The organism is Micromonospora sp. DH13, from assembly GCF_020873825.1.
Lineage (GTDB): Bacteria > Actinomycetota > Actinomycetes > Mycobacteriales > Micromonosporaceae > Micromonospora > Micromonospora haikouensis.
The window spans coordinates 275,196-297,797 of the sequence record NZ_JAHWGR010000005.1; the positions used below are offsets into that span (position 1 = coordinate 275,196).

At 76.6% G+C, this 22,602-nt stretch carries 21 protein-coding genes; 4 read left to right on the forward strand and 17 right to left on the reverse strand.

Features of this window, described 5'->3' with window-relative positions; genetic code table 11:
* The first annotated feature begins 50 nt into the window (after nucleotides 1-50).
* Entirely contained in the window at nucleotides 51-1,025 is a 975-nt protein-coding gene (locus LPA42_RS07490) for a GlxA family transcriptional regulator (RefSeq protein WP_077935102.1), read from the forward strand.
* A 100-nt stretch (nucleotides 1,026-1,125) separates the two neighbouring features.
* On the forward strand, nucleotides 1,126-2,463 hold the full coding sequence (locus LPA42_RS07495; RefSeq protein ID WP_228986440.1) for a helix-turn-helix domain-containing protein: 1,338 nt from the start codon (nucleotides 1,126-1,128) through the stop codon (nucleotides 2,461-2,463).
* Here the strand turns inward: LPA42_RS07495 and LPA42_RS34130 are convergent.
* Together LPA42_RS34130 and LPA42_RS07505 are read right to left on the reverse strand one after the other, a co-directional pair.
* Entirely contained in the window at nucleotides 2,456-3,163 is a 708-nt protein-coding gene (locus LPA42_RS34130; RefSeq protein ID WP_077935099.1) for a response regulator transcription factor, read from the reverse strand. The genes LPA42_RS07495 and LPA42_RS34130 overlap by 8 nt on opposite strands.
* 74 nt (nucleotides 3,164-3,237) lie before the next feature.
* A complete protein-coding gene (locus LPA42_RS07505) occupies nucleotides 3,238-3,762 on the reverse strand; it encodes a LuxR C-terminal-related transcriptional regulator (protein WP_096761530.1) in 525 nt (174 codons plus the stop codon).
* Nucleotides 3,763-4,035: 273 nt separating this feature from the next.
* Between LPA42_RS07505 and LPA42_RS07510 the strand changes: the two genes are divergently transcribed.
* A complete protein-coding gene (locus LPA42_RS07510) occupies nucleotides 4,036-4,827 on the forward strand; it encodes a BTAD domain-containing putative transcriptional regulator (RefSeq protein ID WP_158229346.1) in 792 nt (263 codons plus the stop codon).
* Here LPA42_RS07510 and LPA42_RS07515 read toward each other — a convergent pair.
* The 13 genes from LPA42_RS07515 to LPA42_RS07575 are packed head-to-tail and all read right to left on the reverse strand — an operon-like array spanning nucleotide 4,814 to nucleotide 18,070.
* Complete coding sequence (locus LPA42_RS07515) at nucleotides 4,814-5,977, reverse strand: zinc ribbon domain-containing protein (RefSeq protein ID WP_077935097.1); 1,164 nt, start codon at nucleotides 5,975-5,977, stop codon at nucleotides 4,814-4,816. The genes LPA42_RS07510 and LPA42_RS07515 overlap by 14 nt on opposite strands.
* Nucleotides 5,974-6,543, reverse strand: coding sequence for a phage tail protein (locus LPA42_RS07520; RefSeq protein ID WP_043960749.1), 570 nt, complete (start codon nucleotides 6,541-6,543; stop codon nucleotides 5,974-5,976). The genes LPA42_RS07515 and LPA42_RS07520 overlap by 4 nt, the downstream gene beginning before the upstream one ends.
* Nucleotides 6,544-6,559: 16 nt before the next feature.
* On the reverse strand, nucleotides 6,560-8,521 hold the full coding sequence (locus LPA42_RS07525) for a putative baseplate assembly protein (RefSeq protein ID WP_077935096.1): 1,962 nt from the start codon (nucleotides 8,519-8,521) through the stop codon (nucleotides 6,560-6,562).
* On the reverse strand, nucleotides 8,521-8,967 hold the full coding sequence (locus LPA42_RS07530; protein ID WP_077935095.1) for a GPW/gp25 family protein: 447 nt from the start codon (nucleotides 8,965-8,967) through the stop codon (nucleotides 8,521-8,523). The genes LPA42_RS07525 and LPA42_RS07530 overlap by 1 nt, the downstream gene beginning before the upstream one ends.
* A 7-nt stretch (nucleotides 8,968-8,974) precedes the next feature.
* Nucleotides 8,975-9,346 carry a PAAR domain-containing protein gene (locus LPA42_RS07535; protein WP_077935094.1) on the reverse strand — a complete coding sequence of 124 codons (372 nt, stop codon included), beginning with the start codon at nucleotides 9,344-9,346 and terminating at the stop codon, nucleotides 8,975-8,977.
* Nucleotides 9,347-9,360: 14 nt separating this feature from the next.
* The gene (locus tag LPA42_RS07540) at nucleotides 9,361-11,124 is read right to left on the reverse strand and encodes a VgrG-related protein (protein WP_077935093.1); all 1,764 of its coding nucleotides are present in this window, start codon (nucleotides 11,122-11,124) and stop codon (nucleotides 9,361-9,363) included.
* Nucleotides 11,111-11,842: a LysM peptidoglycan-binding domain-containing protein gene (locus tag LPA42_RS07545; RefSeq protein WP_043960745.1), complete on the reverse strand. Its 732-nt coding sequence runs from the start codon at nucleotides 11,840-11,842 to the stop codon at nucleotides 11,111-11,113. Before LPA42_RS07545 ends, LPA42_RS07540 begins: the two co-directional genes overlap by 14 nt.
* Nucleotides 11,839-12,270, reverse strand: coding sequence for a phage tail protein (locus LPA42_RS07550; RefSeq protein WP_077935092.1), 432 nt, complete (start codon nucleotides 12,268-12,270; stop codon nucleotides 11,839-11,841). The genes LPA42_RS07545 and LPA42_RS07550 overlap by 4 nt, the downstream gene beginning before the upstream one ends.
* Before the next feature lie 36 nt (nucleotides 12,271-12,306).
* Entirely contained in the window at nucleotides 12,307-15,414 is a 3,108-nt protein-coding gene (locus LPA42_RS07555; RefSeq protein WP_228986441.1) for a hypothetical protein, read from the reverse strand.
* A 6-nt stretch (nucleotides 15,415-15,420) separates the two neighbouring features.
* On the reverse strand, nucleotides 15,421-15,579 hold the full coding sequence (locus LPA42_RS07560; protein WP_176734419.1) for a DUF6760 family protein: 159 nt from the start codon (nucleotides 15,577-15,579) through the stop codon (nucleotides 15,421-15,423).
* A complete protein-coding gene (locus LPA42_RS07565) occupies nucleotides 15,576-16,052 on the reverse strand; it encodes a hypothetical protein (protein ID WP_043960742.1) in 477 nt (158 codons plus the stop codon). The genes LPA42_RS07560 and LPA42_RS07565 overlap by 4 nt, the downstream gene beginning before the upstream one ends.
* The gene (locus LPA42_RS07570) at nucleotides 16,049-16,489 is read right to left on the reverse strand and encodes a phage tail protein (RefSeq protein ID WP_043960741.1); all 441 of its coding nucleotides are present in this window, start codon (nucleotides 16,487-16,489) and stop codon (nucleotides 16,049-16,051) included. The genes LPA42_RS07565 and LPA42_RS07570 overlap by 4 nt, the downstream gene beginning before the upstream one ends.
* Nucleotides 16,490-16,519: 30 nt before the next feature.
* Nucleotides 16,520-18,070, reverse strand: a complete 1,551-nt coding sequence (locus tag LPA42_RS07575; protein ID WP_077935088.1) for a phage tail sheath subtilisin-like domain-containing protein — start codon at nucleotides 18,068-18,070, stop codon at nucleotides 16,520-16,522.
* 433 nt (nucleotides 18,071-18,503) lie between these two features.
* Between LPA42_RS07575 and LPA42_RS07580 the strand changes: the two genes are divergently transcribed.
* On the forward strand, nucleotides 18,504-19,664 hold the full coding sequence (locus LPA42_RS07580) for a DUF4157 domain-containing protein (RefSeq protein WP_198956365.1): 1,161 nt from the start codon (nucleotides 18,504-18,506) through the stop codon (nucleotides 19,662-19,664).
* A 48-nt stretch (nucleotides 19,665-19,712) separates the two neighbouring features.
* On the opposite strand, the gene LPA42_RS07585 is transcribed toward LPA42_RS07580, so the two are convergent.
* Together LPA42_RS07585 and LPA42_RS07590 are read right to left on the reverse strand one after the other, a co-directional pair.
* Nucleotides 19,713-21,878 carry an ATP-binding protein gene (locus tag LPA42_RS07585; protein WP_228986442.1) on the reverse strand — a complete coding sequence of 722 codons (2,166 nt, stop codon included), beginning with the start codon at nucleotides 21,876-21,878 and terminating at the stop codon, nucleotides 19,713-19,715.
* A complete protein-coding gene (locus LPA42_RS07590; RefSeq protein WP_077935086.1) occupies nucleotides 21,875-22,597 on the reverse strand; it encodes a DUF4255 domain-containing protein in 723 nt (240 codons plus the stop codon). The genes LPA42_RS07585 and LPA42_RS07590 overlap by 4 nt, the downstream gene beginning before the upstream one ends.
* Nucleotides 22,598-22,602 lie beyond the last annotated feature (5 nt).

Genomic DNA, 22,602 nt, shown 5'->3' on the forward strand with positions numbered 1-22,602 from the left:
ACACTATAAGTCGTGATCGATCTTTTCCGGTCGTCTCGTACGGTGGGGCGATGGGGGAGAGAACGGTCCTGATCGTCGGCTACGAGGGCGCGGAGCTGATCGACATCGCCTGCGTCAGCTCCAGCCTGGACATCGCCAACCGCATCGGCGCGGACCCGCCGTACCGGATCGTGCTGGCCACGCCCGGCGGGCAGCCCATCACCTGCGACTCCGGCCTGCGACTCTGCGCCCAGGAGACGCTGGAGCGGTGCACGGGCCCCGTCGACACGCTGGTCGTCTCCGGCGGCCTGGGCCACACGCGGGCCGCCGCCAACCCGCTGGTGACCGGCCACGTGCGCCGGCTGGCGGCGCTGGCCCGCCGGGTCGCGTCGGTGTGCACCGGGGCGACCGTGCTCGCCGAGGCCGGCCTGCTCGCCAACCGCCGGGCCACCAGCCACTGGATGTACGCCGACCAGCTCGCCCGCAGCTATCCCGACGTCACCGTCGACCCGGAGCCGATCTACATCCGCGACGGCAACGTCGCCACCTCCGGCGGCGTCACCAGCGCCCTCGACCTCACCCTCGCCTTCGTCGAGGAGGACCACGGCATGGCCCTGGCGCGGGGCGTCGCGCTGGGCGTGGTCGCCTACCTGCAACGCCCCGGCGCCCAGGCACAACTGAGCATGTTCCTGGCCCGCTGCTCGACCGACGACCTCGTGGTGCGCCGGGCCCGTAGCCACATCGCCACCCATCTGGCCGACGACCTCGGCACCGCCGCCCTGGCCCGGCTCGCCGGGGTCAGCGAGCGGCAGCTCTCCCGGCTCTTCCTCGCCCACGCCGGGTCGACCCCCGCCCAGTACGTGCGGCGGGCGCGCACCGAGGCCGCCGCGCACCTGCTGACGTCGACCGCGCTGCCGCTCGCGGCGGTGGCCCGGCGGTGCGGCTTCGGCTCCACCGAGTCGCTGCGCCAGGCGTTCCTCACCCACTACGCGGTGACCCCGTCGCGTTTCCGGGCCGAGCGCCGCAGGACCGTCGACGCCCCGTGACCCCGTCGGGCGGGGCCGGGGTTGGGCACCGGCCCTCGGTTTCTGTAACTATCCGTGGGGTGACGTTCACGGATGGGGTCGGCGTCTCGGTGGCGTCGGGATGAACGGCCGGCTGGGGGCCCTGCTGCGGCGGCACCGCACGGACGCCGGCCTGACCCAGGAGGAGCTGGCCGACCTCGCGGGCGTCGCCGTGCGTACGGTGCGGAACCTGGAGCTCGGCCGCGTGGCCCGGCCGCAGCGCCGCACCGTGCAGGAACTGGCCGACCGCCTCAGCCTCTCCGAGCCGGACCGGTCCCGGTTGCTCACCGCGGCCCGCGGGGGCGGGTGGGACGACGGGGCGGGCTCCCTCCCCGGTGACCTCGCCGACTTCGCCGGCCGGGCCGGGGAACTGCGCCGGCTGGCCGGCGCGGCCGAGGCGGCCGGACGGTCCGGCGTCAGCCGGGTCGTGGTCGTCAGCGGCGCGCCCGGGGTCGGCAAGTCCAGCCTGGTGGTGCACGCCGCACACGAGCTGGCGCGCCGCTTCCCGGGCGGGCCCCTGTACGTGGACCTGCGGGGCATGGACGACGAGCCGACGACCCCGGCGCAGGCCCTCGACCAACTGCTGACCGCCCTCGGCGTGGCGGCCCCACCGCCTGCCACGGACGCCCGGCTGACCCTGTGGCGCACCCTCGCGGCCGCCCGCCGCGGGCTGCTGGTGCTGGACGACGCGCGCGACGAGGCGCAGGTGCGGCCCCTGCTGCCGGGCGGGCCGGGCTGGCTGGTGCTGGTGTCCAGCCGCAACGCCCTGGCCGGGCTGGTCGGGGCGGACCGGATGCCGCTGGGCGTGCTGTCCGACGCCGAGACGCGCACCCTGCTCGCCGCGTCGGTGGGTGGCGGGCGGATCGCCGCCGACGACCCGGCGGCGGCGGAGCTGGGCCGGCTCTGCGGCGGGCTGCCGCTCGCCGTCCGGGCTGCCGCGAACCGACTCGCGGTCCGGCCCGAGTGGAGCGCGCGGTGCTTCGTCGAGCGGCTCCGCGACGAGCAGCGCCGGCTCGACCTGCTGCGGGCCGGCGACATCCAGGTGCGGGGGGCGTTCGAACGGTCGTACCGGCTGCTCGACCCATCCGTCCGGCGCACGTTCCGGCTGCTGGGCGCGGCCCCGCTGCCGGAGTACACCGCGCCGGTGGTCGCGGCGCTGTCCGGCGAGCCGGTGCCGGTCGCCGAGGACCGACTCGACAGGCTGGTCGACGCGGGACTGCTCGGCACCGGCGCGGCCCCCGGCCGGTACGTCCTGCACACGCTGCTGGCGCTGTTCGCCGCCGAGCGGTTCGCCGGTGACGAGGCGGCCGGGGACCGGGAGGCGGCCCGGGGGCGGCTGGCCGCCCACCTGCGCGGTCGGGGCGCGGCGACACGGCCAGCAGCCAGCCCAGGGGCCGGCGGGCCCGGCTCCCTCAGGTGACCGGGTCGGTGCTCCCCGACCGCCGCCGCACCAGGCCGAGGGTGATCGCCTCGCGGGTCAGCTCCGCCTTGTTCCCGACGTCCAACTTGGACCTGATCCGGGTGAGGTAGGTGTTCACCGTCGCCTCGGAGATGCCCAGCCGGCGCGCGGCCTGGGCGTGCGTCAGCCCCTGGGCGATCAGCGTTAGCGTCGCCGCCTCGCGGGGGGCGAGCGCCGGGCGGCCGGGCGGCCGGAAGCGCGCCCGGTCGCGGCCGGGGCCGGGCCCCGGCGCGCAGGCCGGGGCCCGACCTCCGCCGGCCGCCGGCCGCCCCGCCTCCGGGCCGGTCGCGCAGGCCCGGAGCCGCGCCGACAGCGTCGGGCACAGGTAGAACCCGCCGGCCGCGACCACGTCGAGGGCCGTCCACAGGTGGACCCGCTCGGTCGCGGTGGTCACCACCGAGCGGGCGCCGGCCCGGATCGCGTCCAGCGTCGCGCCCTCCGCGGACTCCGGCACCATCACCAGCGTCGGGTGCCGGGCGCACGACCAGCGGAGCACCTGCGGTGGCGGGTCGACCAGGACCACGACCGCCACCGTCCCGGCCGCCACCTCGCCCACCGCGTCGACGGTGCGCAGGCTCCGCACCCGGTCGTTGCCGTCGATGAGCTGGCGCACCCCGCGCCGGGCCAACGGCTCGGCCACCACCACACACACGTCGAACATCGCCCCACCCCTCGGTGAGCAGTCAACTACGCTGCGGGTGGCGGGGCGAGGCAAGATGACCGGCAAGAACGGGTTCACACCGACAAATAGCCGAGTTCCACCGCCCGCCGGGTCAGCTCCGCCTTGTTGGCCGCCCCGAGCTTGCGGCGCAGCCGCTTGGCGTACGTGTTGACGGTCTGCTCCGTCACCCCGAGGCGGTGGGCGACCTGCCGGTGGGTGAGGCCCTGCGCGATGCACCGCAGGGTCTCCACCTCGCGGGGGCCGAGCGACACTTCCGACCCGCCCGGCGACGCCCGGCCGCCGCCGTCCGGTCGGCCGCCGACCAGCGCCGCCACGCTCCGCGACAGGTACGACCCGCCGGTGAGCACCGCCGACCGGGCCAGCTCCAGCTCGTCGACGCCGTCGCCGTCGCGCAGGACGGCCCGGGCCCCGGCGGCGAGCAACGCCAGCGGGTCGACCGTGGTGGCGCGGGGCAGCACGAGCAGCACCAGCCCGTCGGCGGTGAGCGTGGCCAGCTCCGGCCAGCGTTCGCCGGTCAGGCGGTCCCACCGGACGACGACCGGCGCGGGGCCGGCGTCGGGTGGATCGACGGTCGGCATCAGGTTGCTCCCGGGAAGGAGGGGTGCCCGAACTCCAGCGTGTACCGAGCGCTACCGATGGTAGATGCCGGAGAAGTCCCCAAAATGACGGCTGTCCATGTCCCCCGCGCGCCGCGCACACTGTCCCCCGCGGCGTCGACGTCGCCACCTCCCCAGCACCGGCCGTCGCGCCTGGGCCGCCCCGGCGTCGTCGCCCCGCGCGGCCCGGTGTCGGCGTCCGGCGCGTGCCGGCGCGCGGTCGGCGTCGCCGTGGCGGCAAGGGAGACAGATCACATGATTTCGAGGGATCGCCCGATCGTTGCGGCAGAACACCCCCGCCTGTGGCTGCGGTGCTTCGGCGGATTCCGGCTGGAACTGGACGGCGTCCCGGTGGCCTGGTCGGGCGTCCGGCCCCGGGTCCGGGCCCTGATGCGCTACCTGGCGGCCGAGGCCGGCCGGCCCGTGCACCGGGACCGGATCATGGCGGCGCTCTGGCCGGAGCTGCCGGAACGGGCCGCCGTCAACAATTTGCACGTGAGCGTGTCGACGCTGCGCACCTTCCTGGAGCCCGGGGTGGCCCGGGGCGCGTCCCGGTTCGTCGTCCGGGACGGGTCGTCGTATTTGCTGGACCCGGGGCCGGGCGGCGGCAGCGACGTGCTGGCCTTCGAGGCGGCGCTGGCCGTCGCCCGGCACGCCGGGCCGACCGGCGACGCCACCGCGGTCACCGGGGCGCTGCGCGGCGCCCTCGACCACTACGGCGGTGACCTGCTGCCCGAGGACGGGGCCGCCGAATGGGTGGTCGCCGACCGGGAACGGTACCGGGCACGGGCGACGGAGGCGGCGGCGCTGCTCGCCCGGGTGGAACTGGACCGGGGGCGGGCGCGGGCGGCGGTGCTGGCCGCCCGGCGGGCGCTGGAGCTGGACGGCTACCACGACGACGGCTGGCGGCTGCTCGTGGCCGCGCAGCGGCGGGCCGGCGACGTGGCCGCGTCCCGGCGCAGCCAGCAGACGTACGAGCGGGTGCTGCGCTCGCTGGGCGTGACCCACCCGTCGGCCGCCCGGCCCGTGCACGTCACGGCCGCCTGAACACCTCCACCTCGGCCAGCGCCACCTCCCGCCCCCGCTGCGCGCCGTAGCTGGCGTCGATCGTCAACCGGAGCCGGGTCACCCCGCCCACCACGTGGTGGAAGGTCTGCGGCCCCGGCCGGTCGGTCAGCCGCAGCTGCCGGGCGCTGCTCGGGCCGTCCCCGGTCCACAGGGTCATCGTCAGCTCGGCCGGGCGCGCCTGCCGGACGAAGGCGTCCTGCTGCGGCGACGCCCCGGTGTGCACGATCAGGTCCATCAGCCGGATCGGCGGGTCGAAGGTCAGCTCCACGTACTGGCCGGTGGCGGGCCGGTCGGCGGCGGGCGCCCAGTAGCGGTTGTTCAGCCCGTCCACGACGGACCGGGCGGGGTGCCCGCGCGCCTCGCTGGAGGCCACCACGGCGCTGGGCAGGACGGCCTCGGGCGTCGCCGTGCGGTCCCGCACCGCGTCGACGGCCCGGGGACCGAACCGGACCGCCGCCCAGACCGCCACGGCGAGCAGGGCCAGGACGACCAGCACCGTGAGCAGCCGGCGCAGCCCGCCCCGGCCGGGGCGCCGCCGGGGCCAGTGCAGGCGACGCCACCACGGCACGGCCCCCGCCGGGCCCATCGGCGCGGCCAGCGGCCCGCCGCAGCGGCGGCAGAACGACCGGCCCGCCGGGTTGCCGGTGCCGCAGGCCGGGCAGACCACGTCGCCCGGCGCGCCGGCGGTGTCCCCGGCGAAGTCGCGGACCACCGGCGCGGGGGCCACGGGCAGCCCCGGCTGCACCGCGCGGGGCTGGTCGGCGGCGGGCGGCGGCTCGGCGGGGGCCGACGCGGGCACCGGGTCGGGCGGCCTGCCGGGGCCGTCGTCGTCGGCGGGGCGCACCGGTACGACGAGCGCGGCGGCCCGCCGCGCGGCGGTGTCCCCGGCGTCCGCGACGGGCTCGGCGGCGGTGTCCTCGACGGCCGCGGCGGGCTCGGCGGCGGTGTCCTCGACGGCCGCGGCGGGCTCGGCCCCGGCGTCCGCGACGGGCTCGGCCGTGGCGTCGTGGACTGTGGCCGCCGGGGCGGGCGGCGGCGTGGGATCGTTCCAGGCGAGGAACGCACCGCAGTTGCCGCAGAACCCGTCGCCGGGGGAAACCTCGGCACCGCAGTTGTCGCAGGTCCTCACCGCGCCCCGCCCGTCGCCGGTCCGCCGTCGGGCGGCAGCACCTCCACCGTGTACGGCACGTGCGCCGGCCGGTTCGCCTCGATGACCGCCCGCAGCCGCGCCGCGAGCGCCGGACCCGGCTCGGCGACGCGGATCCGCACCGTCAGGGCCGGCTCGGGCGACCCGGGCAGCGCGCCGCCGGGGGTGGCCGACCAGGCGGTGCCGCCGCTCTCGACGATCTCCGCAGCGATCCCCGTGGCCAGCCGCACCTCCTCGGCGAGCGCGGCGGCCGTGCCGCGTACGCGGTGCCGGCCGACCGCACCGGCGACCACCCGCCGCCGGTCGTCGCCGGCCCCGTCGGGCGGGCCACCGGCGGCGACCCAGCCGCCGAGCCAGTCCACGAAGTCGGGCGGGGCCAGCGCCGGGTCGAAGTACGCCCACAGGTTGTCCAGGGTGGCGTGCACCGGCGCGATCACCTGGTCGTACGCGCCGGTCAGGCGCTGGGCCAGGTCGTCGGCGGCGTAGACGGCGGGTAGCCGCCGACCCAGCGGATCGGGCGTGGCCAGCCCCTCGACGGCGGCGCGCATGCGAGCCCCCTCCTGTTCAGGCACCCGACCGGTGCTCGTCGACGCGGACCTGGTGCTGGTGGGAGAAGACGAGGGCGTGCCGGTCCAGCTCGATCCGGGTCACCTGCTCGCCCCGGCGGCCCGTCAGCGGGTCGGCGGGGAACATGCGTACCTCCTCGACGACCTCGACCCCCGGCAGCCGTTGCAGCACCCCGAACACCTCGCCGGAGTGCACCTGCCGCCCGAACGGCCAACCGGTCCCCTCCGGCCCGCCGTGCACAGGGTCGAGATAGCGGTAGAGGGTGGCCGTCGCCTCGGCCCGCAGCTGGGCGACGGCGGTGTCGGGGCGGGGGACGAGCCGGGCGACGACCGTGACGCCCTGGTAGAACGGCGGCTCCACGACCAGCCGCGCCCCGATCGGGCGGCGGGCGTCCAGGTGTTCGGCGATGGTGGCGAGCATCCCGTCCGGGGGGACGAGGTCCTCGAAGTGGAGGCGGCCCTCCTCGTCGGCGACGGCCTCCGGCACCACCAGCAGGCGTACGCCGCCGGCCGCGCTGCCGTCACCGGCGGGCAGGCACCGGACCCGGGCGGCGGCCGGGCAGGCCTGCCTTGCCAGCAGCTCGTAGTCGCGGGCGGTGACCGCCCGGTCCTGGGCTCGTAGCTGCACCGGCCCGCGCAGCCGGGCCTCCGCGACGGTCTCCCCGTCGACGCCGCCGGTGGCGGGGGCCCGGTTCTCCACCCGCGACACGTACGGCATCGAGCTGCGCAGCACGGCCAGGGCGCCCCGGGCGACGTTGCCGCTGTGCCCGCCCCCGGTGCGGTAGCGCCGCACCCGGATCCGGGAACCGGCCGTCGGCACGGCACCGTAGCGGCGCAGGGTGCCGTCGGGCTGCCGGACGGCCGGACCGAACAGGATCTCCCCGGCGGTGCGGTCGACGACGACGTGCCGGTCGCCCGGCCCGGAGCCGCCGAACGTCTCCACCTCCGTCCACTCCAGCCACCCCGTGCCGTCGCTGCTCTCCACCATCAGCGGGTGCTCGTCGGGGACGATGGGCGGCCGGGCCACCGTCAGCCGCTGGCCGGGCACCCCCTCCGCCTCGCCGACCTGCTCGCCGAGGACCGTCTCGGCGTGCACCGCGCCGACCGTGCCGCCGATCGTGGCCGCCTCCACGGAACGCACCGTCGGCGACGCGGCGTAGAACGGCTGGCCGGGGCGGGCCGCCACCAGCCGGCACCGCAGCCAGCCGGCCCGCTGCCCGGCCACCACGGAGGTGACGTGGGTGGCGGGCACGTGCAGCACCACCTCGCCGGGCCGGTTCAGCCCGCCGGTGTCGTCGTGGTCGACCTCGCACGGCGACCAGCGCTCACCCGTCCACGCCTCCCACACCAGCGGCGGCTGGCGCGGGTCGACGCCGACGCCCTCCACCCGGCTGTCCATCTGCAGCAGCACCGCGCAGGACGGCACGGCGGCGGAGAGGCCGACGAGCATGGCGTCGCCCACCGACGGGACGGCGGGGAAGCAGGACACGTCCCGGCCGTCGAGCAGCTCCTCGGTCCGGTCCACCGGCGGGCCCTCGGCGGGGTGACTGCGCAGCCGGGTCAGCTCGCAGGGCACCACCGCCAGGTCCGCCGTGGTGGTGAACACGACGGCCTCGTCGGTCTGGGTGCGTTCGGTGCCGACCTCGGTGCCGGCGCGCAGCAGCACCGGCTGGGTCTGCGGGCCGGACAACCAGAACGTGACGTCGCCCCGCGCGGCCGTAGGCGGGAACGGCCGCACCCCGATCAGGTCGAGGAACGCCAGGTAGTTCTTCTCCGGCACCCGGTTGAGCCGGTAGAGCAGCTGGTCGACCATGTGGGCGAACGTCTCGACCAGGGTCACCCCGGGGTCGGAGACGTTGTGGTCGCTCCACTCCGGGCAGCGCTGCTGGATGAAGCGTTTCGCCTCGTCGACGAGCTGCTGGAAGCGGCGGTCGTCCAGGTTGGGCGCGGGCAGCGGCATCAGGCGGCGCTTTCGTCGTGGTTGCTTCCCCCGCGCGAGAGGGCGCTCTCCTCGTGGGAGGGGATGACGTAGAACGGGAAGACCAGGTTGCGCGGGTCGTTGGTGCCCCGGATCGAGTAGCGGACGTCGATGTAGAGCACCCCGGCGTCCTCGGCGTCGAAGTTGATCACCACGTCGGTGACGTCGATGCGGGGCTCCCACCGGTCGAGCGCCCGGCGCACCTCGAAGGCGATCCGCCCGGCGGTGTTCTCGTCGGCCGGGGCGAAGACGTAGTCGTGCACCCCGCAGCCGAACTCCGGCCGCATCGGCCGCTCGCCCGGCGCGGTGCCGAGGATGAGCCCGATCGCCTCGACGATCTCCCGCTCCCGGTCCACCAGGGCGATGCCGCCGGTGGCGTCGGTGCGCAGCGGGAACGCCCAGCCCGCCCCGATGAACTGCTCGGCCACCGCCGCCTCACCCGCCGATCAGCACGGTCGTCGCCCCGGTGCTCACCACGGCCTTGCAGGTGGTGGCGTCGCCGCGCCGCGCCGCCTGGTGCCCGCCGATCAGCACCCGACGCAGCGGCGGCGGCACCGCCGGCACGATCCGGTTGGTCAGCAGCAGCACGGCGTGCTGCGGCGGCTTCTCGCAGACGCAGACCGTGCCGACCACGGCGGCCGGTTTGCCGCCGATGAGCACGCTGGACACCCCGAGCAGCGGGCCGCCGGGCGTGCCCGGCGGCAGGGCCTGCCCGCCCGGCGGCCCGATGGTCCCCGTGGGCGGCCCCGGGGTGACCCCGGTGGCCAGGTGGCTGATCTTGTCACCGATGCGCGCGGCCGGCGGCATGAGCGTCCCTCCGGTCAGTTGAGCTTCACGAGTGGTGCCTGGATGTCGACCTGGGTGCCGCCGTCGACGCTGACCGACCGGCCCCTCAGGGTCAGCTCGCCCGCCCCGGCGTCGAGGGTGATCCCCCGGCCCTTCACCGTGACCTGCTGCCGGGCCTCGATCTCGACGCTGCCGTCGCTGTGCACCACCACGGCCGTACGCCGGTCGTCGAGGTGCACAGTCAGCCGGTCCCGGGCCGTGGTCAGCCGGATCCCACGGGGCCCCGAGGGCAGCGCCGACTCCAGGAACTCGATCCGGTCCCCGCGACGCGAGGCCAACGAGCGCCGGTTGATCCGCCCCGACGAGGCGTCCACCAGCGCGCCCTCGTGCACCGACGGCTTGTCCACCCCGTTGTAGAGCCCGCCGATGACGTACGGGCGGTCCAGCAGCCCCTGCTCGAAGCCCACGAGGACCTCGTCGTTGACCTCCGGGCAGAACACCCCGCCCCCGCCGACGCCGCCGAGCTGCACCGTACGCACCCAGTCCGTCTCGTAGTCCGGCGCGTCCGTCAGCCACGGGAAGCGCAGCCGCACCCAGCCCTGGCCGACCCGCTCGGGGTGCCGGCGGTCCACGTCGGCCTTGGTGTTGGTGACGATCGCGACGGCCAGCCCCGGGATCCGGGTCGCCCGCGCGGGCGCGGCGGCCCCCGTGGCCAGGCCCCACGTCGACCGGTCCTGCCGGCCGCTGACCGTCAGCCACGTCTCGTAGAGCTGGGCGGGGCCGAAGACGTGCCGGCTCGCCGTGATCGTGTACTTCCCCTCGAACGGGGCGCCCACCTGCTGCAACGACAGCGGCACCCCGGCCCGCAGCCGGGGGTTGCCCCGGATCCCCACCTCCAGCTCCGCGAACGCCGCCGTCACGTCGGCCGCCACCGCCCCGGCCACCGCCCGCGTCTCGGCCACCGTCCGGTACGGCACGTCCGCCACGCAGAGCCGGGCCGCGCCGAACGGCTGGGCCGCCTTCGCCGGGGTGGTGCCGATCTGCACCTCGTCGCTGGCGTCGGTGGCGACCTCCGTACTCACCGGCCGCTTCGCCCGCACGTCCCAGCCGCGCACCGTCACCCCGGCCACCTGACCCACGGAGGTGACGGTGGAGCGCACCGACAGCAGGTTCTCGTTCATCTCCACCACGAACGGGCTCTGCTCGGCGGTGACCCCCGCGCCCGGCGCGGCGGCGGCCCGCACCGACCGGCGGAAGAAGAACCGGCCGTCGACCACCACCACCTCGGCGTCGTTGTCGACCGCGAGCATCTTGAGGAATTCCCAGTCGTTGACGTTCGGCTGGGTGACCGTCTCGTACACGGTGGGGGTGGGGTCGATCCGGCCCACCGGGATCCCGGCGGCGGCGGCGACCTCCCGGGCGATGTCGGAGGCCTTGCGGTTGACGAAGCTGCGCACCCGCTGCCCCCGCATCAGCCGGTGCGACAGGTCCAGCGCCCGGACGGTGGTGAAGGTGCCCACCCCGTCGTACTCCGACTCCAGCGTCACCACCTCACCGGCGAACAGCGGCAGCGGGGCGGCGTCGCGGCCGGTGCGGACCCGGACGGTCACGTCCGTGCCGATGGTCACCCCGTTGTCCCGCAGGAACCGGCTCTGCTGGTCGCGGAAGCGCAGGGTCGCCGTGGCGGCCAGGTTCGTGCTGTCCTCCACCACCGCCGACACCAGCCGGTCGGCCCAGGCCCGGGGCAGCGCGCCGGGCAGGCCCACCACCAGGTTGTTGGTGTGGTCACCGCTGGACATCGAAGCCCTCCCCGGTACGCAGTTCCTCCGGCGCGGGCAGCAGGAGTTGGCGGCCGGGGCGCAGCCGCACCGGGTCGTCGATGTCGTTGGCCTCCGCGATGACCCGCCACGCGGTCGGGTCCCCGTACTCGCGGTGGGCCAGCAGCTCCAGGGAGTCCCCGGCGACCAGCCGGTGCACCCGGCGGGCGGTGCGGCTGCCCGACGTCGGGTTCTGCCCCGGGGTGGAGCCGCTGACCTCGTTGAGCGTCAGCGAGCAGGTCGCCCGGAGCGGGGTGCCGTCCGGGTCGAACAGGCTGTAGGTGGCGTTGACCTGGCTGACGTACGAGTAGAACGACACCGTCTGGAACTGCCCCCAGGCGAACTTCACCCACGGCGGGGACGGTGCCTTCGCCGCGATGCTCGCCTTGGTGGGCACGCAGCAGGTGAGCAGGGCGTCGACCCGGTCCTGGACGGTGCGGGAGTGGGTGTCCGTGGCGTCGAGGAAGACCTCCAGGGTCAGCGTCCGGGGCCCGGACCCGCTGAACTCGGCGACCCCGACGTCCGCCGCCCCGCGTACGACGTGCGGGATCCAGCTCGCCGACTTGGTCAGCGCGAGCTGCTGCGGGTTGAACATGAAGGTGATCGGCCCGCCGAGGGCACCGCCCGGCTGGTTCCCGCCCGAGGTGGGCGGCTGGTACCGCTGCAGGTGCGCCGCCACCTTCCCGGCCCGTGATCTCATCCGCCGACCTCCAGGAAGCCGTGGTACGCCAGCTCGATGCTCTCGGTGGCCACCTCCGAGCGGTTCGGGTCGAACGACGGCCCGGACCACCGCACCAGGACCACGTCGGCCAGTCCCCACTGCACCAGCATCGCCAGGTCGGGCCGGAGCGCGGCGATCTGCGCGGTGCCCCGGCGCACCCCGCTGGGCAGTTGCGCGAGATAGCTGGAGACCTTGGCGGTGTCCCTGGTCAGCGGGCGGGTCAGGGTGACGTTGGAGTAGCGCAGCCGCGACGGCAACTGCCAGACGAACTCGTTGTTGCCGCCCTCCTGGTACTGCTCCAGTTCGACCTCGCAGCCGAGCCCGTCGCAGCCGCTCCAGTCGCCCAAATCGATGCCGTCGATCTGGAGCCGGAAGTGGACGCTGGTCCCCGGGTCGTCACCGGCCATCGCCGTCTCCCCTCTCGTGCTGATCGGTGCGCCGGCTCATCGGGTGCCGTCCCGCCACCGGCCGGCCCGTTCCCGGGCGGCCCGCAGGTCGGCCCGGACCAGCCGGCTGACCGGTTCGACCAGGCGGTGGGCCAGGGCGTCCAGGTGCCGCCGGTCCAAGCCCCGCAGCAGGGTCTCGGGGTCCGGCCCCGGGTCCCGCTCAGGGGCGGTGCCGGTGGTCACGGCGGTTTCCCGCCGCTGGACGGCCGCCGGTGGGGCGGCCCGCCGCGCCGGCCCGCCGCCCCCCGGCCGGGCGCCGGCGCCGCTCGTCGTGCCGGTGCCGCTCGTCGCGTCCGGCCGGGCCGTGGCCCGCTGGACGGCCGCCGGGGTGCCGCTGGCGGCGCCCGTCGCCGTGCTCGTCCGCCGCGCCGGGCCCGTGGTGCCGTCCGGTCCGCCGGCCGCCACCGGGCCCGCCGCTCGCCGCGTCGGCAGCGGTACGCCCGCGAAGCCGGCCTGCCGACGCGACGTGCTCGGCGACGCGTGCGGTGCCGGGGTGGCCGCCCCGGCGAGGAGGAGCACGGGAGCCGAGCCCCGCCCGGTGCCCGGCCCACCCTCCGCCCGCTCGCCCTGCGAGCCCTGCCCGTCCTGCCCGCCCCGCCTGCTGCCGTGCCCGCCCTGCCTGCCGTCGCCCTGCCAGGTCCGGCCGTCGGGACCGGTCCCGGCCGTGGCCGCCGGACGGGGCGTGCTGCCCGCGCCGACCCGGGGGGCCCGCTGGACGGCGGTCGGGCCGCCCGACGACGTTCCCGCCCTGCCCGACGAGGGTCCCGCCCTGCCGGACGAGGGTCCCGCCCCGCCGGACAGCCCGGCGGAGGCCGGTTCGGGGCTGGCCGCGCCCCGTGTCCGCCAGGTCACGGGCACCCCGGTCCGTGCACCGGCCGGGACCGCACCGGCCAGTGCCGGCGCCCCGGTCAGCAGGGGCAGCCCGCGTCCGGTCAGCAGCGGAACCCGGCGCGGACCAGTCGGATCGGGCGACGCGCCCTGTGTGCCGGAGGCGGGCGGCGCGCCCGGCCCGACGGAAGTAGCCGGCACGCCCTGCACTGCGGAAGTGGACGGCGCGCCCTGCGCGTCGGGGGCGGGCGGCGCGTCGTGCGGTATCCGGGCGGGCGGTGCGTCGCGGGGTCGGACCGGTGCGGGCGGCGGTGCTCCCTGCGGGACGACGCCGGCTGACGGCACGCCCTGCGGCACCGGCGCGGGCGGCGGCACCGCGCGGTCTGCCGGGTCCGGGCCGGCGTTACCGGACGGGGCGACCACCGCCGGGGGACCGCCTGCGGTCCCGGGCAGGTCCGCCGGCCGCCACCGGAGCCGCTGCACCGCCGGCCGCGCCGGGGGGCCGGCGGCACCGCCCGACGCGCCGCCGACCGGGGGCCGGACCGGTACGCGTGGCGGCACGGGCATCGCCCGGTGCCGGTCGCCGCCCGTGGCGCGGTGGGGGTCGTCCGGCGTGCCCGGCGACGGCCGGGTTCCTTCCGCCCGGGTGGTCGGTGCGCCGGCCGGGGCCGGGCGAGCGGGCCGAGGGGTGTCGCCGGTCGGGGCGGGACTCAACGGCGCGGGGGCCGGCCGGTCGGCACCGCCTGCGGGGGCGACGGCCGATGGTGTGCCGGGCCGGGAGGACCCGCCTCGGGCGGCTTCGCTCGGGAGCGCGTCGTGGCTGGTGGGCGGGGCCGGGCGCACCACCGGGGGCGGGGCGTCGGCGGGCAGCGGCGGCCCCAGGCCGGCGCGTCCGGGACGGCGCTCACCGGGATCGGTCGACCCGGGACCGGTCGACCGGCGCGGGTCGACCTCCGGTCGTGGGCCCGGGCCGGTGCTCGTCCCGGCCGGCTCCCGACCGGCCGGGGCGCGCTGCACCGTCGGCGGGTGGCCGGACGGTCCACGGCCCGCCAGGTCGCCGGCGGTCGTGCCGGTGGAGGGTCCCGGTGCAGCCGGTCGCCCGGCCGTGCCGGGTCGGGCGGTCCCGGGCAGCGCGGGCAGCGGGTCGCCGAGGCCGAGCCGGGCGGCGGGGCGCACCGGCGGTGGTCCGCCGCGCCCCTGCCCTGATCCACTGTGGACGACCGGTGCTGCCGGCCCGCCATCCGGGGCACCCGGTGGGGATCCGCCGTCGGGCCCGGCGGGCGGAGCCGTGGCGTCCGGTCGGCCGGGCGGCATGCTGCCGGTGGCACCGCTGGGCGGGGAGCCGGTGAGATGGGCGGCGTCGGCGGGGGCGGGGCTAGGGGCGGCCGGAACGGTGCGGGTCCGGCCGCCGGTCGGAGCGACGGGCCCGGCGGGGCGCGGATCGGCGGCCGACGGGGGGCGGCCCGTCGAAGGGGGGACGGCCGCCGCCGTCGCGGGCGGCGTGGCCCGCTGGACCGTGGCCGGCCGATGGGCCGGTAGTGGCGTACCGGCCAGTCTGCGGACCGGGCCCGGTGTCGGCGCGGTGACCATTGCCCCTGGCCCTGTCCCTGCCCCGGCCGGCTTCGGGGCCGCCACCAGGGGCAGGCCCGAGGCACCAGCCGGTGCCGCAATCCCCGCCGGTGCCGCCGCCGGCTCCGGGGCCGTAGCCAGGGGCCGGGCCGACGCCAGGGTCGGAGCTGACGTCGAGGCCGGGGCCGACATCGGGGGTGGTGCCGCAGCCAGGGGCGGGACCGGCGTAGGCACGGCCGGCGTGCCGCCGGTGGCCGGATCGGCGGCCGGGTAGCCCGCCCCCCGGTCGCCGGCGGGGAGACCGGCGCCCCTCCGCTGGACGGCGGGCAACTGTGGAGCCGGCCCCCGGCCGGCGTCCGGTCGGGCCGGGCGGGGCCGGGCCAGGTCGTGGACGACCCCGAGCGGCGCCTGGTCGCTGACCAGGTGGTCGAGCGGCGTGCGCAGGGTCGGGTCGCGGTAGGTGGCCAGCCGGTCGGTGAAGCGGGGCAGGTCGGCGACCTGGAGCGGCCCCGTGGACACCGCCCGCATCAGCGGCGGCAGCGCCCGCCAGCCGGGGTCGCCGGCATCCGTGGGGACGCTGCCCGTGTCGCCGGGCGGCGGGCCCGCCGGCCCGGCCGGGGTGGGGGACGGGCGGGCGTCACCGACGGTGCCGGCCACCCGGGCGAGGGTGCCGGCGGCCAGCCGCCGCATCCTGTCGCGTAGCCCCATCGCGCCTCACTGACCTTCGTTCATCCTGGTGTTGATGCGGGCGATCTCCGCGACGTACCGGGCCCGCTCGGCGTGGGTGAGGGCGAGGATCTCGGTGCGCGGCCAGTGGAAGTGGTAGGCGACGTACGAGACCTCCTCGTGGAGCCGGTCGGCCCCGTACGTCACGATTCCCCCGGGCGACCACCGGCCAGGTCCACCTCGAAGACCGACTCGCACGCCGGGCAGGTGACCTCGGCGAGGGTGTGCCCCTCGGCGTTGATCCGCCGGTACAGGTCCTGCAGGAAGGCCAGGTCGGAGGCGAAGAGCCGCTCGACGACCTCCGCCCGGACCTGGGTGATCGTGCCCAGTCGGGTGATCACCAGGCTGAGCAGGACGATCGACAGGTACGCCGGGTTCTGCTTGACCCGCAGGTCCACCAGGGGCGCCAGCTCGTCGCGGGCCGTGGCCAGCCGCATGCTGCCGTCCCGGTGCACGGTGCCGTCCTCGTCGACGTACCCCCGGGGAAGTTGGAAGGTGAACTCCGTCTGGAGCCGGACGGGCGCGACCGGCGCGACCACCGGCGAGGCGGCCTCCTCCGGGCCGCCGGCGGGGTCGACGAGGGTGTCGAGGCCCCCGGCCGAGACACCACGGCGTCTCATTGCGCGCTGATCTCCTCGTAGACCACGGTGACCTTCTCGGTCGCTGCAGTCGGGTCGCCGGCCTTCAGCCCCGGCCCCTCCCACTTGCTCACCCACGCGTTGGACAGGTCGAAGCGCCGCGTCTCGGACTTGTCGGCGTTGTTGAGGATGATGCTGATGTTCTGCCGGGCCGCCTCCACCGCGCCCTTCAGGAACGTCTCCTTGATCCAGTCGGTGAAGGCGCTGCTCTTGTCGAGCCCCCGGGTGATGGTGACCTCGCCGGCCTTCCGGGCCCCCGGGATCTTCCGGATGATCAGCTCGCCGGTGGCGGTCACCGACTTGACCTCGATCGAGTCCAGCTCGACGGTCAGGCCGCTGACCTCCTGCACCAGCTCCACCTGGATGCCGCCCAGCTCCACCTGGAAGCTGTGCACGATAAGGGTGTCACCACTGGCCATCGTGGCCGCCTTTCGTCAGGGTTTGTTCGGTCAGTCGCTGACCAGGCTGGTGCTGTCGGAGAACTGCGCCAGCCGGAAGACGACGAACTCGGCGGGCTTGACCGGGCAGATGCCGATCTCGCACACCACCTGGCCCCGGTCGATCACCTCCGGGGGGTTGGTCTCCTGGTCGCACTTGACGTAGAAGGCCTCCGCGGCGGTCGCCCCGAACAGCGCGCCCCGCCGCCACTCCTCGGTGAGGAAAGCCGTGATGTTGCGCCGGATCGTGCCCCACAGCCGCTGGTCGTTCGGCTCGAACACCACCCACTGGGTGCCGAGGAGGATGGACTCCTCGACGTAGTTGAACAGCCGCCGGACGTTGATGTAGCGCCACGCCGGGTCGGAGGAGAGGGTGCGCGCGCCCCAGACCCGGACGCCGCGCCCGGGGAACGCCCGGATGCAGTTGACCCCGATCGGGTTGAGCAGGTCCTGCTCGCCCTTGGTGACGTTGTTCTGCAGGTCGACCACGCCCCGTACCACCTCGTTGGCGGGGGCCTTGTGCACGCCCCGCTCGGTGTCGTTGCGGGACCAGAGGCCGGCGAGGTGCCCGCTCGGCGGCAGGAACACGGCCCGGCCGGTGCTCGGGTCGAACACCTTCACCCAGGGGTAGTAGAGGGCCGCGTACCGGGAGTCGTAGCCGGTCTCGTCCTGCCGCCAGGCGCGCACCTGCTGGGCGGTCAACTCCGGCGGCGGGTCGAGCAGGGCCATCCGGTCGCCCATCTGCTCGCAGTGCGAGATCAGGGCGAGCTGGGCGGCCTTGACCGCCTCCAGGTCGACGACCCCCTGCTGGTACGCCCCCATCAGATCCGGCGCGGCGACCATGGTGATCTCGTCGATGGCCTCCAGGCCGGCCAGGCCGGTGCGGGAGTCGACGTCCCCGGCGAACTCGCCCGCGGTGAGAGCGGCCGGCACGGCGTCGCCGGGTGCGGCGGCCGGGGCCAGGGTGACGGTCTGGTTGGCGGGCCGGGCCAGCGCGTTGGCCGGACCGACCTCCTCCATGCTGATCAGCCTGGACCGCTCGCGGACCTGGCTGACCACCGAGGTCTTGCTGTTGCGCCGGAACGAGCCGTCGTACTCCTCGGCCACCTGGCCGTCCCGGCGCACGACGAGCCGGAACCGGTCCTCGCCGGCCCCCTCGCCCTCGACGTCGGCGACCTCCACGCTGACCTCGCCGCCGCCGGCGGGGAGGGCAGCCACCCGGAACGTGCCGAGCGCCGACGGTTCCCCGGCGGGCAGCGCCTTCTGCCCGCCCCGGCCGCCGGCCGTCCGGCCGGTCGACGGGTCGCCGATCCGCACCACGTAGCAGACGCCCCCGCCGTTGGCGAAGTACCCGTACACCGCGTGCGCCAGGTAGGCGCCCTCGACCATCCCGCCGAAGAGCTGGACGTACTGGCTCCAGTTGGTGACCAGGGTCGGCGCGTGGAAGGGCCCCTTCTCGGCGAATCCCAGGAAGGCGGTGACGGCGGTCCCGACGCCCTCGATGGGACGCGAACCGCTCTGCACCTCCTCCACGTACACGCCCGGGGACAGGTACGTCGGCATGCAAGCTCCTCTGCCAGGTCGGCGGACGCTGGCCAGCCTGCTCGGCCGGGGAGCCGGCGGGAAGGTCCCTACGGGCCGCGCGGGGGCAGAGTCCCGCGCCGCAGGGGCAGGGGTGCCGGTGCCCGCCGGACGTGCGCCGCCCGGCGGGCACCCGTCCCGCAGGCCGGCCCGGTCGCGCCGGCCTCTGATCCTGTCCGCGCGCACCTCGACCGGCCCGCGGAGCCGGGACTACCGTGTACGTCGATGCCCGCCCTCGCAACGAGGAGGTGCCGACGTGCGCGCGCAGCGGCCCGCAGCGACATCCAGCTCACGCGAGGAGCGGCCCCGCCCCGCCCCACCCGGCGGCCGGCGCGGCGACGCACCCGCACCCGCACCCGGCGTCGGATTCGCTGCGCGGCACAGCCCCGGGGAGATCCTCACGCTGCAACGAGCCGTGGGCAACCGCGCGGCGACCCGGGCGATCGAGCGCGACCGGCACGAGCACGGCGCGGCCTGCGGCCACGACACCCCCGCCGTCCAGCGCTCCACCGTGCACGAGGTGCTGCGTGGCGGCGGGCGGCCGCTCGACGAGGCGACCCGGGTCGACATGGAGGCCCGGCTCGGGTCGGACTTCTCCGACGTGCGGATCCACGACGACACGACCGCGCGCACCTCGGCGGCCGAGCTGGGCGCGCGGGCGTACACGTCCGGCAACCACGTGGTGCTCGGCGAGGATGGCGGCGACCGGCACACCCTGGCCCACGAGCTGACCCACGTCATCCAGCAGCGGCTCGGCCCGGTCGCGGGCACCGACAACGGCTCCGGCCTGCGGGTCAGTGACCCGGGCGACCGGTTCGAACGGGAGGCCGAGGCCAACGCCCACCGCGCCCTCGCCACCGATGTCGCGGCGCAGGCCGACCCGGCCGCCGTCGAGCTGCCCGCCCTCGCCGGCCCCGGCGCGCAGACCCCGGTGCAGCGGGTGCCGAGGGCGGAGGGCACCAGGACGACCAACCGCAGCGAGCCGTACAGCGGCCGGGCCACCCGGTCGAAGTCCAAACCGGAGGCGGACCTCAACGCTCCCCGGCTGACCTTCACCTCCTCCTACACCGGCCCGGCCACCCAGCGACTGGACACGCGCCAGTCCATCGGGTTCACCCAGGTGGCCACCCTGCACCGGCCGGACAACGCGGCGCTGTCGGCGGCGACGCTCTACGACTTCCGGCAGGAGGTCACCGACCAGTTCGTCGCGTACACGGTGGACGAGGACGGCGTGGCGGGCGCCCCGCAGCGCGAGAACCGGGCCTGGGTGCAGGACGGGCCGTACCGCCCGAACTACACCAACCCGGTCATCCAGACCACGCCGGCGGCCATCGTCTTCAACGACGATCCGGGCTTCTCCACCACCAGCGCGATCGGCGAGGGCAGCTGGCTCGCCGAGTACGAGGTGCGGTTCCGGTGGCGGGTCAGGCGGCGGGACGTGGAGAGCCAGACCTGGGTCAGCAGCCCGGAGATGGTGCACACCCTCACCTCCGACTTCGACCCGGACAACCCGCCGCAGAGCGACGCGATCGACCACGCCGCCGCCGGCGACCACGAGTGGACCGTCTCGCTCTGACCGGGTCGCGCCGGTCGTCGCGGTGGTGTGCCGGCCGGACGCGGCGGGTCAGCGGCGGTGCGGCACCCTGCCGGTCGGTGTGTCGCGGGGCAGCACCAGGCGGCCCAACTTGCGGTACTCGCGCTGGGCGGCGGCCACCAGCATCGCCATCGTCACCGGGCCGCCCGCCTCGGCGGCCAGATAGCCGGCGCTGACCACGCACGCCCGGATACCGCCCCCGCTCAGCTCGAAGTCCCGCGCGCAGCGGTCCAGGTCGACGTCGTCGGCCCGGGGCAGCTCGCCGCCGAGACAGCGGTCCCACAGCGCCCGCCGCTGCGCCGCGTCCGGGGTCGGGAAGTCCACGACGACGTCGAGCCGGCGCAGGAACGCCTCGTCCAGGTTGGCCCGCAGGTTCGTGGTCAGCACCGCCACGCCGTCGAACGACTCCATCCGCTGCAACAGGTACGCGCTCTCCAGGTTCGCGTACCGGTCGTGGGCGTCGCTGACCTCCGACCGCTTGCCGAAGATCGCGTCGGCCTCGTCGAACAGCAGCACCCCGTTCACCCCGGCCGCCTCGGTGAAGATCCGCTCCAGGTTCTTCTCGGTCTGCCCGACGTACTTGTCGACGACGGTGGACAGGTCCACCACGTACAGGTCGAGCCCCAGGTCGGCGGCGACCACCTCGGCGGACATCGTCTTGCCCGTGCCGGAGTCCCCGGCGAACAGGGCGGTCACCCCGTGGCCCCGCCCGCCGCCGGGGCGCAGCCGCCAGCCGCCCAGCACCTGCTCGCGGTGGCGGACCCGCAGCGCCAGCTCGGTGAGCTGCTCCCGCGCCGGGGCCGGGAGGACCAGGTCGTCCCAGCCGACGGCGGGCTCCACCCGCCGGGCCAGCTTCTCCAGCGCCGCCGCGTTCTGCGAACGCACCCCGGCCCGTACGTGCCGGGCGGCGACCCGGTCGGCACCGTCGAGCACCGCCTGCTGCGCCGCCGCGACCGCCGCCCGCCGCGTCTGGCCGGGCGACAGCACGTACGCCGACAGCTCCCGCTCCGGGTCGACATCGTCCGCCAGCCGCGTCGACCGGCCGGCCAGGGTGTCCCGCCACAGCCGGGCCCGCTCTGCCGCCCCGACCGGGTGGGCGGTCACCAGCAGCGGTGACTCCTCCGCCCAGTGCGGATCCCAGCGCAGCCGCCCGGTGAGCAGCACCGGCACCGGGAGGCCGGCGAGCCGGCGCAGCAGCCGGGCGGGGGCCGCACCCGCCGCCGGGTCGAGGGCGTCGACCGGGCCGAAGACCAGCCCGGCCCGTCGCAGCCGGGCCTCCCGCACGGCGCAGGCCAGGGCCTCCTCCGGCGCGGGGTCGACGCCCAACGCGTCCAGGTCGAGGGCGAGGACGCCCCGACCGGCCGCAGCGAGGGCGGCGGCGGCCACCTCGTCGGCCGCCCCGCCGGGCTCCTCGCGCAGGTAGGCCAACCGGTCACCGGCGCGGATCGCCGCCGCCAGCCCGGCGGCCACCGGCCCCGCCGACGCCCCCGGTCGCCCCGACCGCCGGAGCAGGCCGTCGAGCCGCTCGTCCACGCCGGCGTGCCCGAGCAGGTGCCCGGCCACCCGGTCCGGCACCCGCAGTGACCGGGTCAGGAAGGGCCGGTCGGGCTCCTCGACCAGGAGCAGTCCCCCGGCCACCAGCGGCCCGGTGTCGGCGAGGCGGGCGCGGGCCGGGCCGGCGGCCGGGGAGACGCCGCAGAGCGACAGGGCCAGCCCGGTCGTGGCGCGGCGGCGCGTCACGTCGTCGTTGAGGTAGCCGTACAGCTTCTCGTAGCGCCGGTCCAGGTCGGGCAGGAGCGCGATCAGCAGCACCTCCACGTCCAGCGGGCCCAGCCGGAACTCCTCGGCCGCCTCCCGCAGCGGCACCCGGGCGCCCGCCGACCGGGCCCCGTCGGCCCACCGGTCGGCCGTCTCCACCGCTTCCGCCGCGATCTCGTCGGGGACGGGCGGGGCCGGGCCGTCGGCGAGCCGCCAGGCGTCGTCGTCGGAGACGTGCAGCCCGCGCAGCGGGTCGTCCGGGGCCGGGTCCGCCGCGCGGGCCGCCGCGACGGCCCGCCGGACCCGCTGCTCCACGAGGAACAGCCGGGCCCGCAGGTACGTGGTGCCGGCCGGCTCGACCCGTGCGGACCGCCGGGCACCGGAAGGTGGGCCCTCCGGCACGGCCGCACCGGGCTCCGCCTCGACGGCAGCGCTCACCGCCGGCCACCCCGGATGGGCCCGCCCGTGCCCTGCCGGCGCTGCCGCTCGGCTGCGGTGCCCCGCGCCCGGCGTACGCCGATCGGGGTCGTGGTGTCCACCGGCTCGGGGTGGCGCAGCCGCCGCGTCTCCCCGCCCGCGACGGGCTCGGCCCGGTCGGCGGCGCGCAGCCGGAGCCCGTCGGTGACGGGCTGGGCGGCGAAGGTCGCGGACGCCGCGATCGGCGTGGTCACCACCAGGTCCAGCGACGGCTTCAGCGAACCGCCGAGGGCCGACCAGATGTCGGCGAGCCCCCGGTCCCGCGACGGCGGCACCGCGACGCTCATCGGCACGGTCAGCCCCAGCGCGGCCAGCCCGCCGACGAGCCGGGACGGCGGCAGCACGTCGTGCACGACCAGCCCGGCCAGCAGCACCGACAGCAGCCGGTGCTCGTCCTGCGGCTGTGCCGTCCACGCCGTCACCAGGTACGACAGGGCGAAGTACCGGGGCGGGCGGTGCTCGGCGACGACCGCGCCGTCGGCGTCGTACTCCTCGACCCGGCCCTCCCGACGGTGGGTCATCTCCTCCCGGACGTCGTAGAGGAACAGGTTCACCGTCGGGGCGTTTCGCCGGGCCTCCCACTCCCGGGTCGGCGCGTCGAAGGCGAGCTGCACGTCGGTGCCGGCGAGCATCTCCTCGGTCAGCAGCGCGTGCAGCGCCTCGTCCACCTCGTGGATCATCCTCG

Bases quoted from the DNA above. Each gene is read 5' to 3' on its own strand.
- LPA42_RS07525 (WP_077935096.1), bottom strand. From the start codon at position 8,521: ATGCCGCTGCCCGCGCCCAACCTGGACGACCGCCGCTTCCAGCAGCTC.
- LPA42_RS07590 (WP_077935086.1), bottom strand. From the start codon at position 22,597: ATGATCCACGAGGTGGACGAGGCGCTGCACGCGCTGCTGACCGAGGAG.
- LPA42_RS07535 (WP_077935094.1), bottom strand. From the start codon at position 9,346: ATGCCGCCGGCCGCGCGCATCGGTGACAAGATCAGCCACCTGGCCACC.
- LPA42_RS07495 (WP_228986440.1), top strand. From the start codon at position 1,126: ATGAACGGCCGGCTGGGGGCCCTGCTGCGGCGGCACCGCACGGACGCC.
- LPA42_RS07490 (WP_077935102.1), top strand. From the start codon at position 51: ATGGGGGAGAGAACGGTCCTGATCGTCGGCTACGAGGGCGCGGAGCTG.
- LPA42_RS07575 (WP_077935088.1), bottom strand. From the start codon at position 18,070: ATGCCGACGTACCTGTCCCCGGGCGTGTACGTGGAGGAGGTGCAGAGC.
- LPA42_RS07505 (WP_096761530.1), bottom strand. From the start codon at position 3,762: ATGCCGACCGTCGATCCACCCGACGCCGGCCCCGCGCCGGTCGTCGTC.
- LPA42_RS07520 (WP_043960749.1), bottom strand. From the start codon at position 6,543: ATGCGCGCCGCCGTCGAGGGGCTGGCCACGCCCGATCCGCTGGGTCGG.
- LPA42_RS07550 (WP_077935092.1), bottom strand. From the start codon at position 12,270: ATGGCCGGTGACGACCCGGGGACCAGCGTCCACTTCCGGCTCCAGATC.
- LPA42_RS07565 (WP_043960742.1), bottom strand. From the start codon at position 16,052: ATGAGACGCCGTGGTGTCTCGGCCGGGGGCCTCGACACCCTCGTCGAC.
- LPA42_RS07545 (WP_043960745.1), bottom strand. From the start codon at position 11,842: ATGAGATCACGGGCCGGGAAGGTGGCGGCGCACCTGCAGCGGTACCAG.
- LPA42_RS07555 (WP_228986441.1), bottom strand. From the start codon at position 15,414: ATGGGGCTACGCGACAGGATGCGGCGGCTGGCCGCCGGCACCCTCGCC.
- LPA42_RS07510 (WP_158229346.1), top strand. From the start codon at position 4,036: ATGATTTCGAGGGATCGCCCGATCGTTGCGGCAGAACACCCCCGCCTG.
- LPA42_RS07570 (WP_043960741.1), bottom strand. From the start codon at position 16,489: ATGGCCAGTGGTGACACCCTTATCGTGCACAGCTTCCAGGTGGAGCTG.
- LPA42_RS07540 (WP_077935093.1), bottom strand. From the start codon at position 11,124: ATGTCCAGCGGTGACCACACCAACAACCTGGTGGTGGGCCTGCCCGGC.
- LPA42_RS34130 (WP_077935099.1), bottom strand. From the start codon at position 3,163: ATGTTCGACGTGTGTGTGGTGGTGGCCGAGCCGTTGGCCCGGCGCGGG.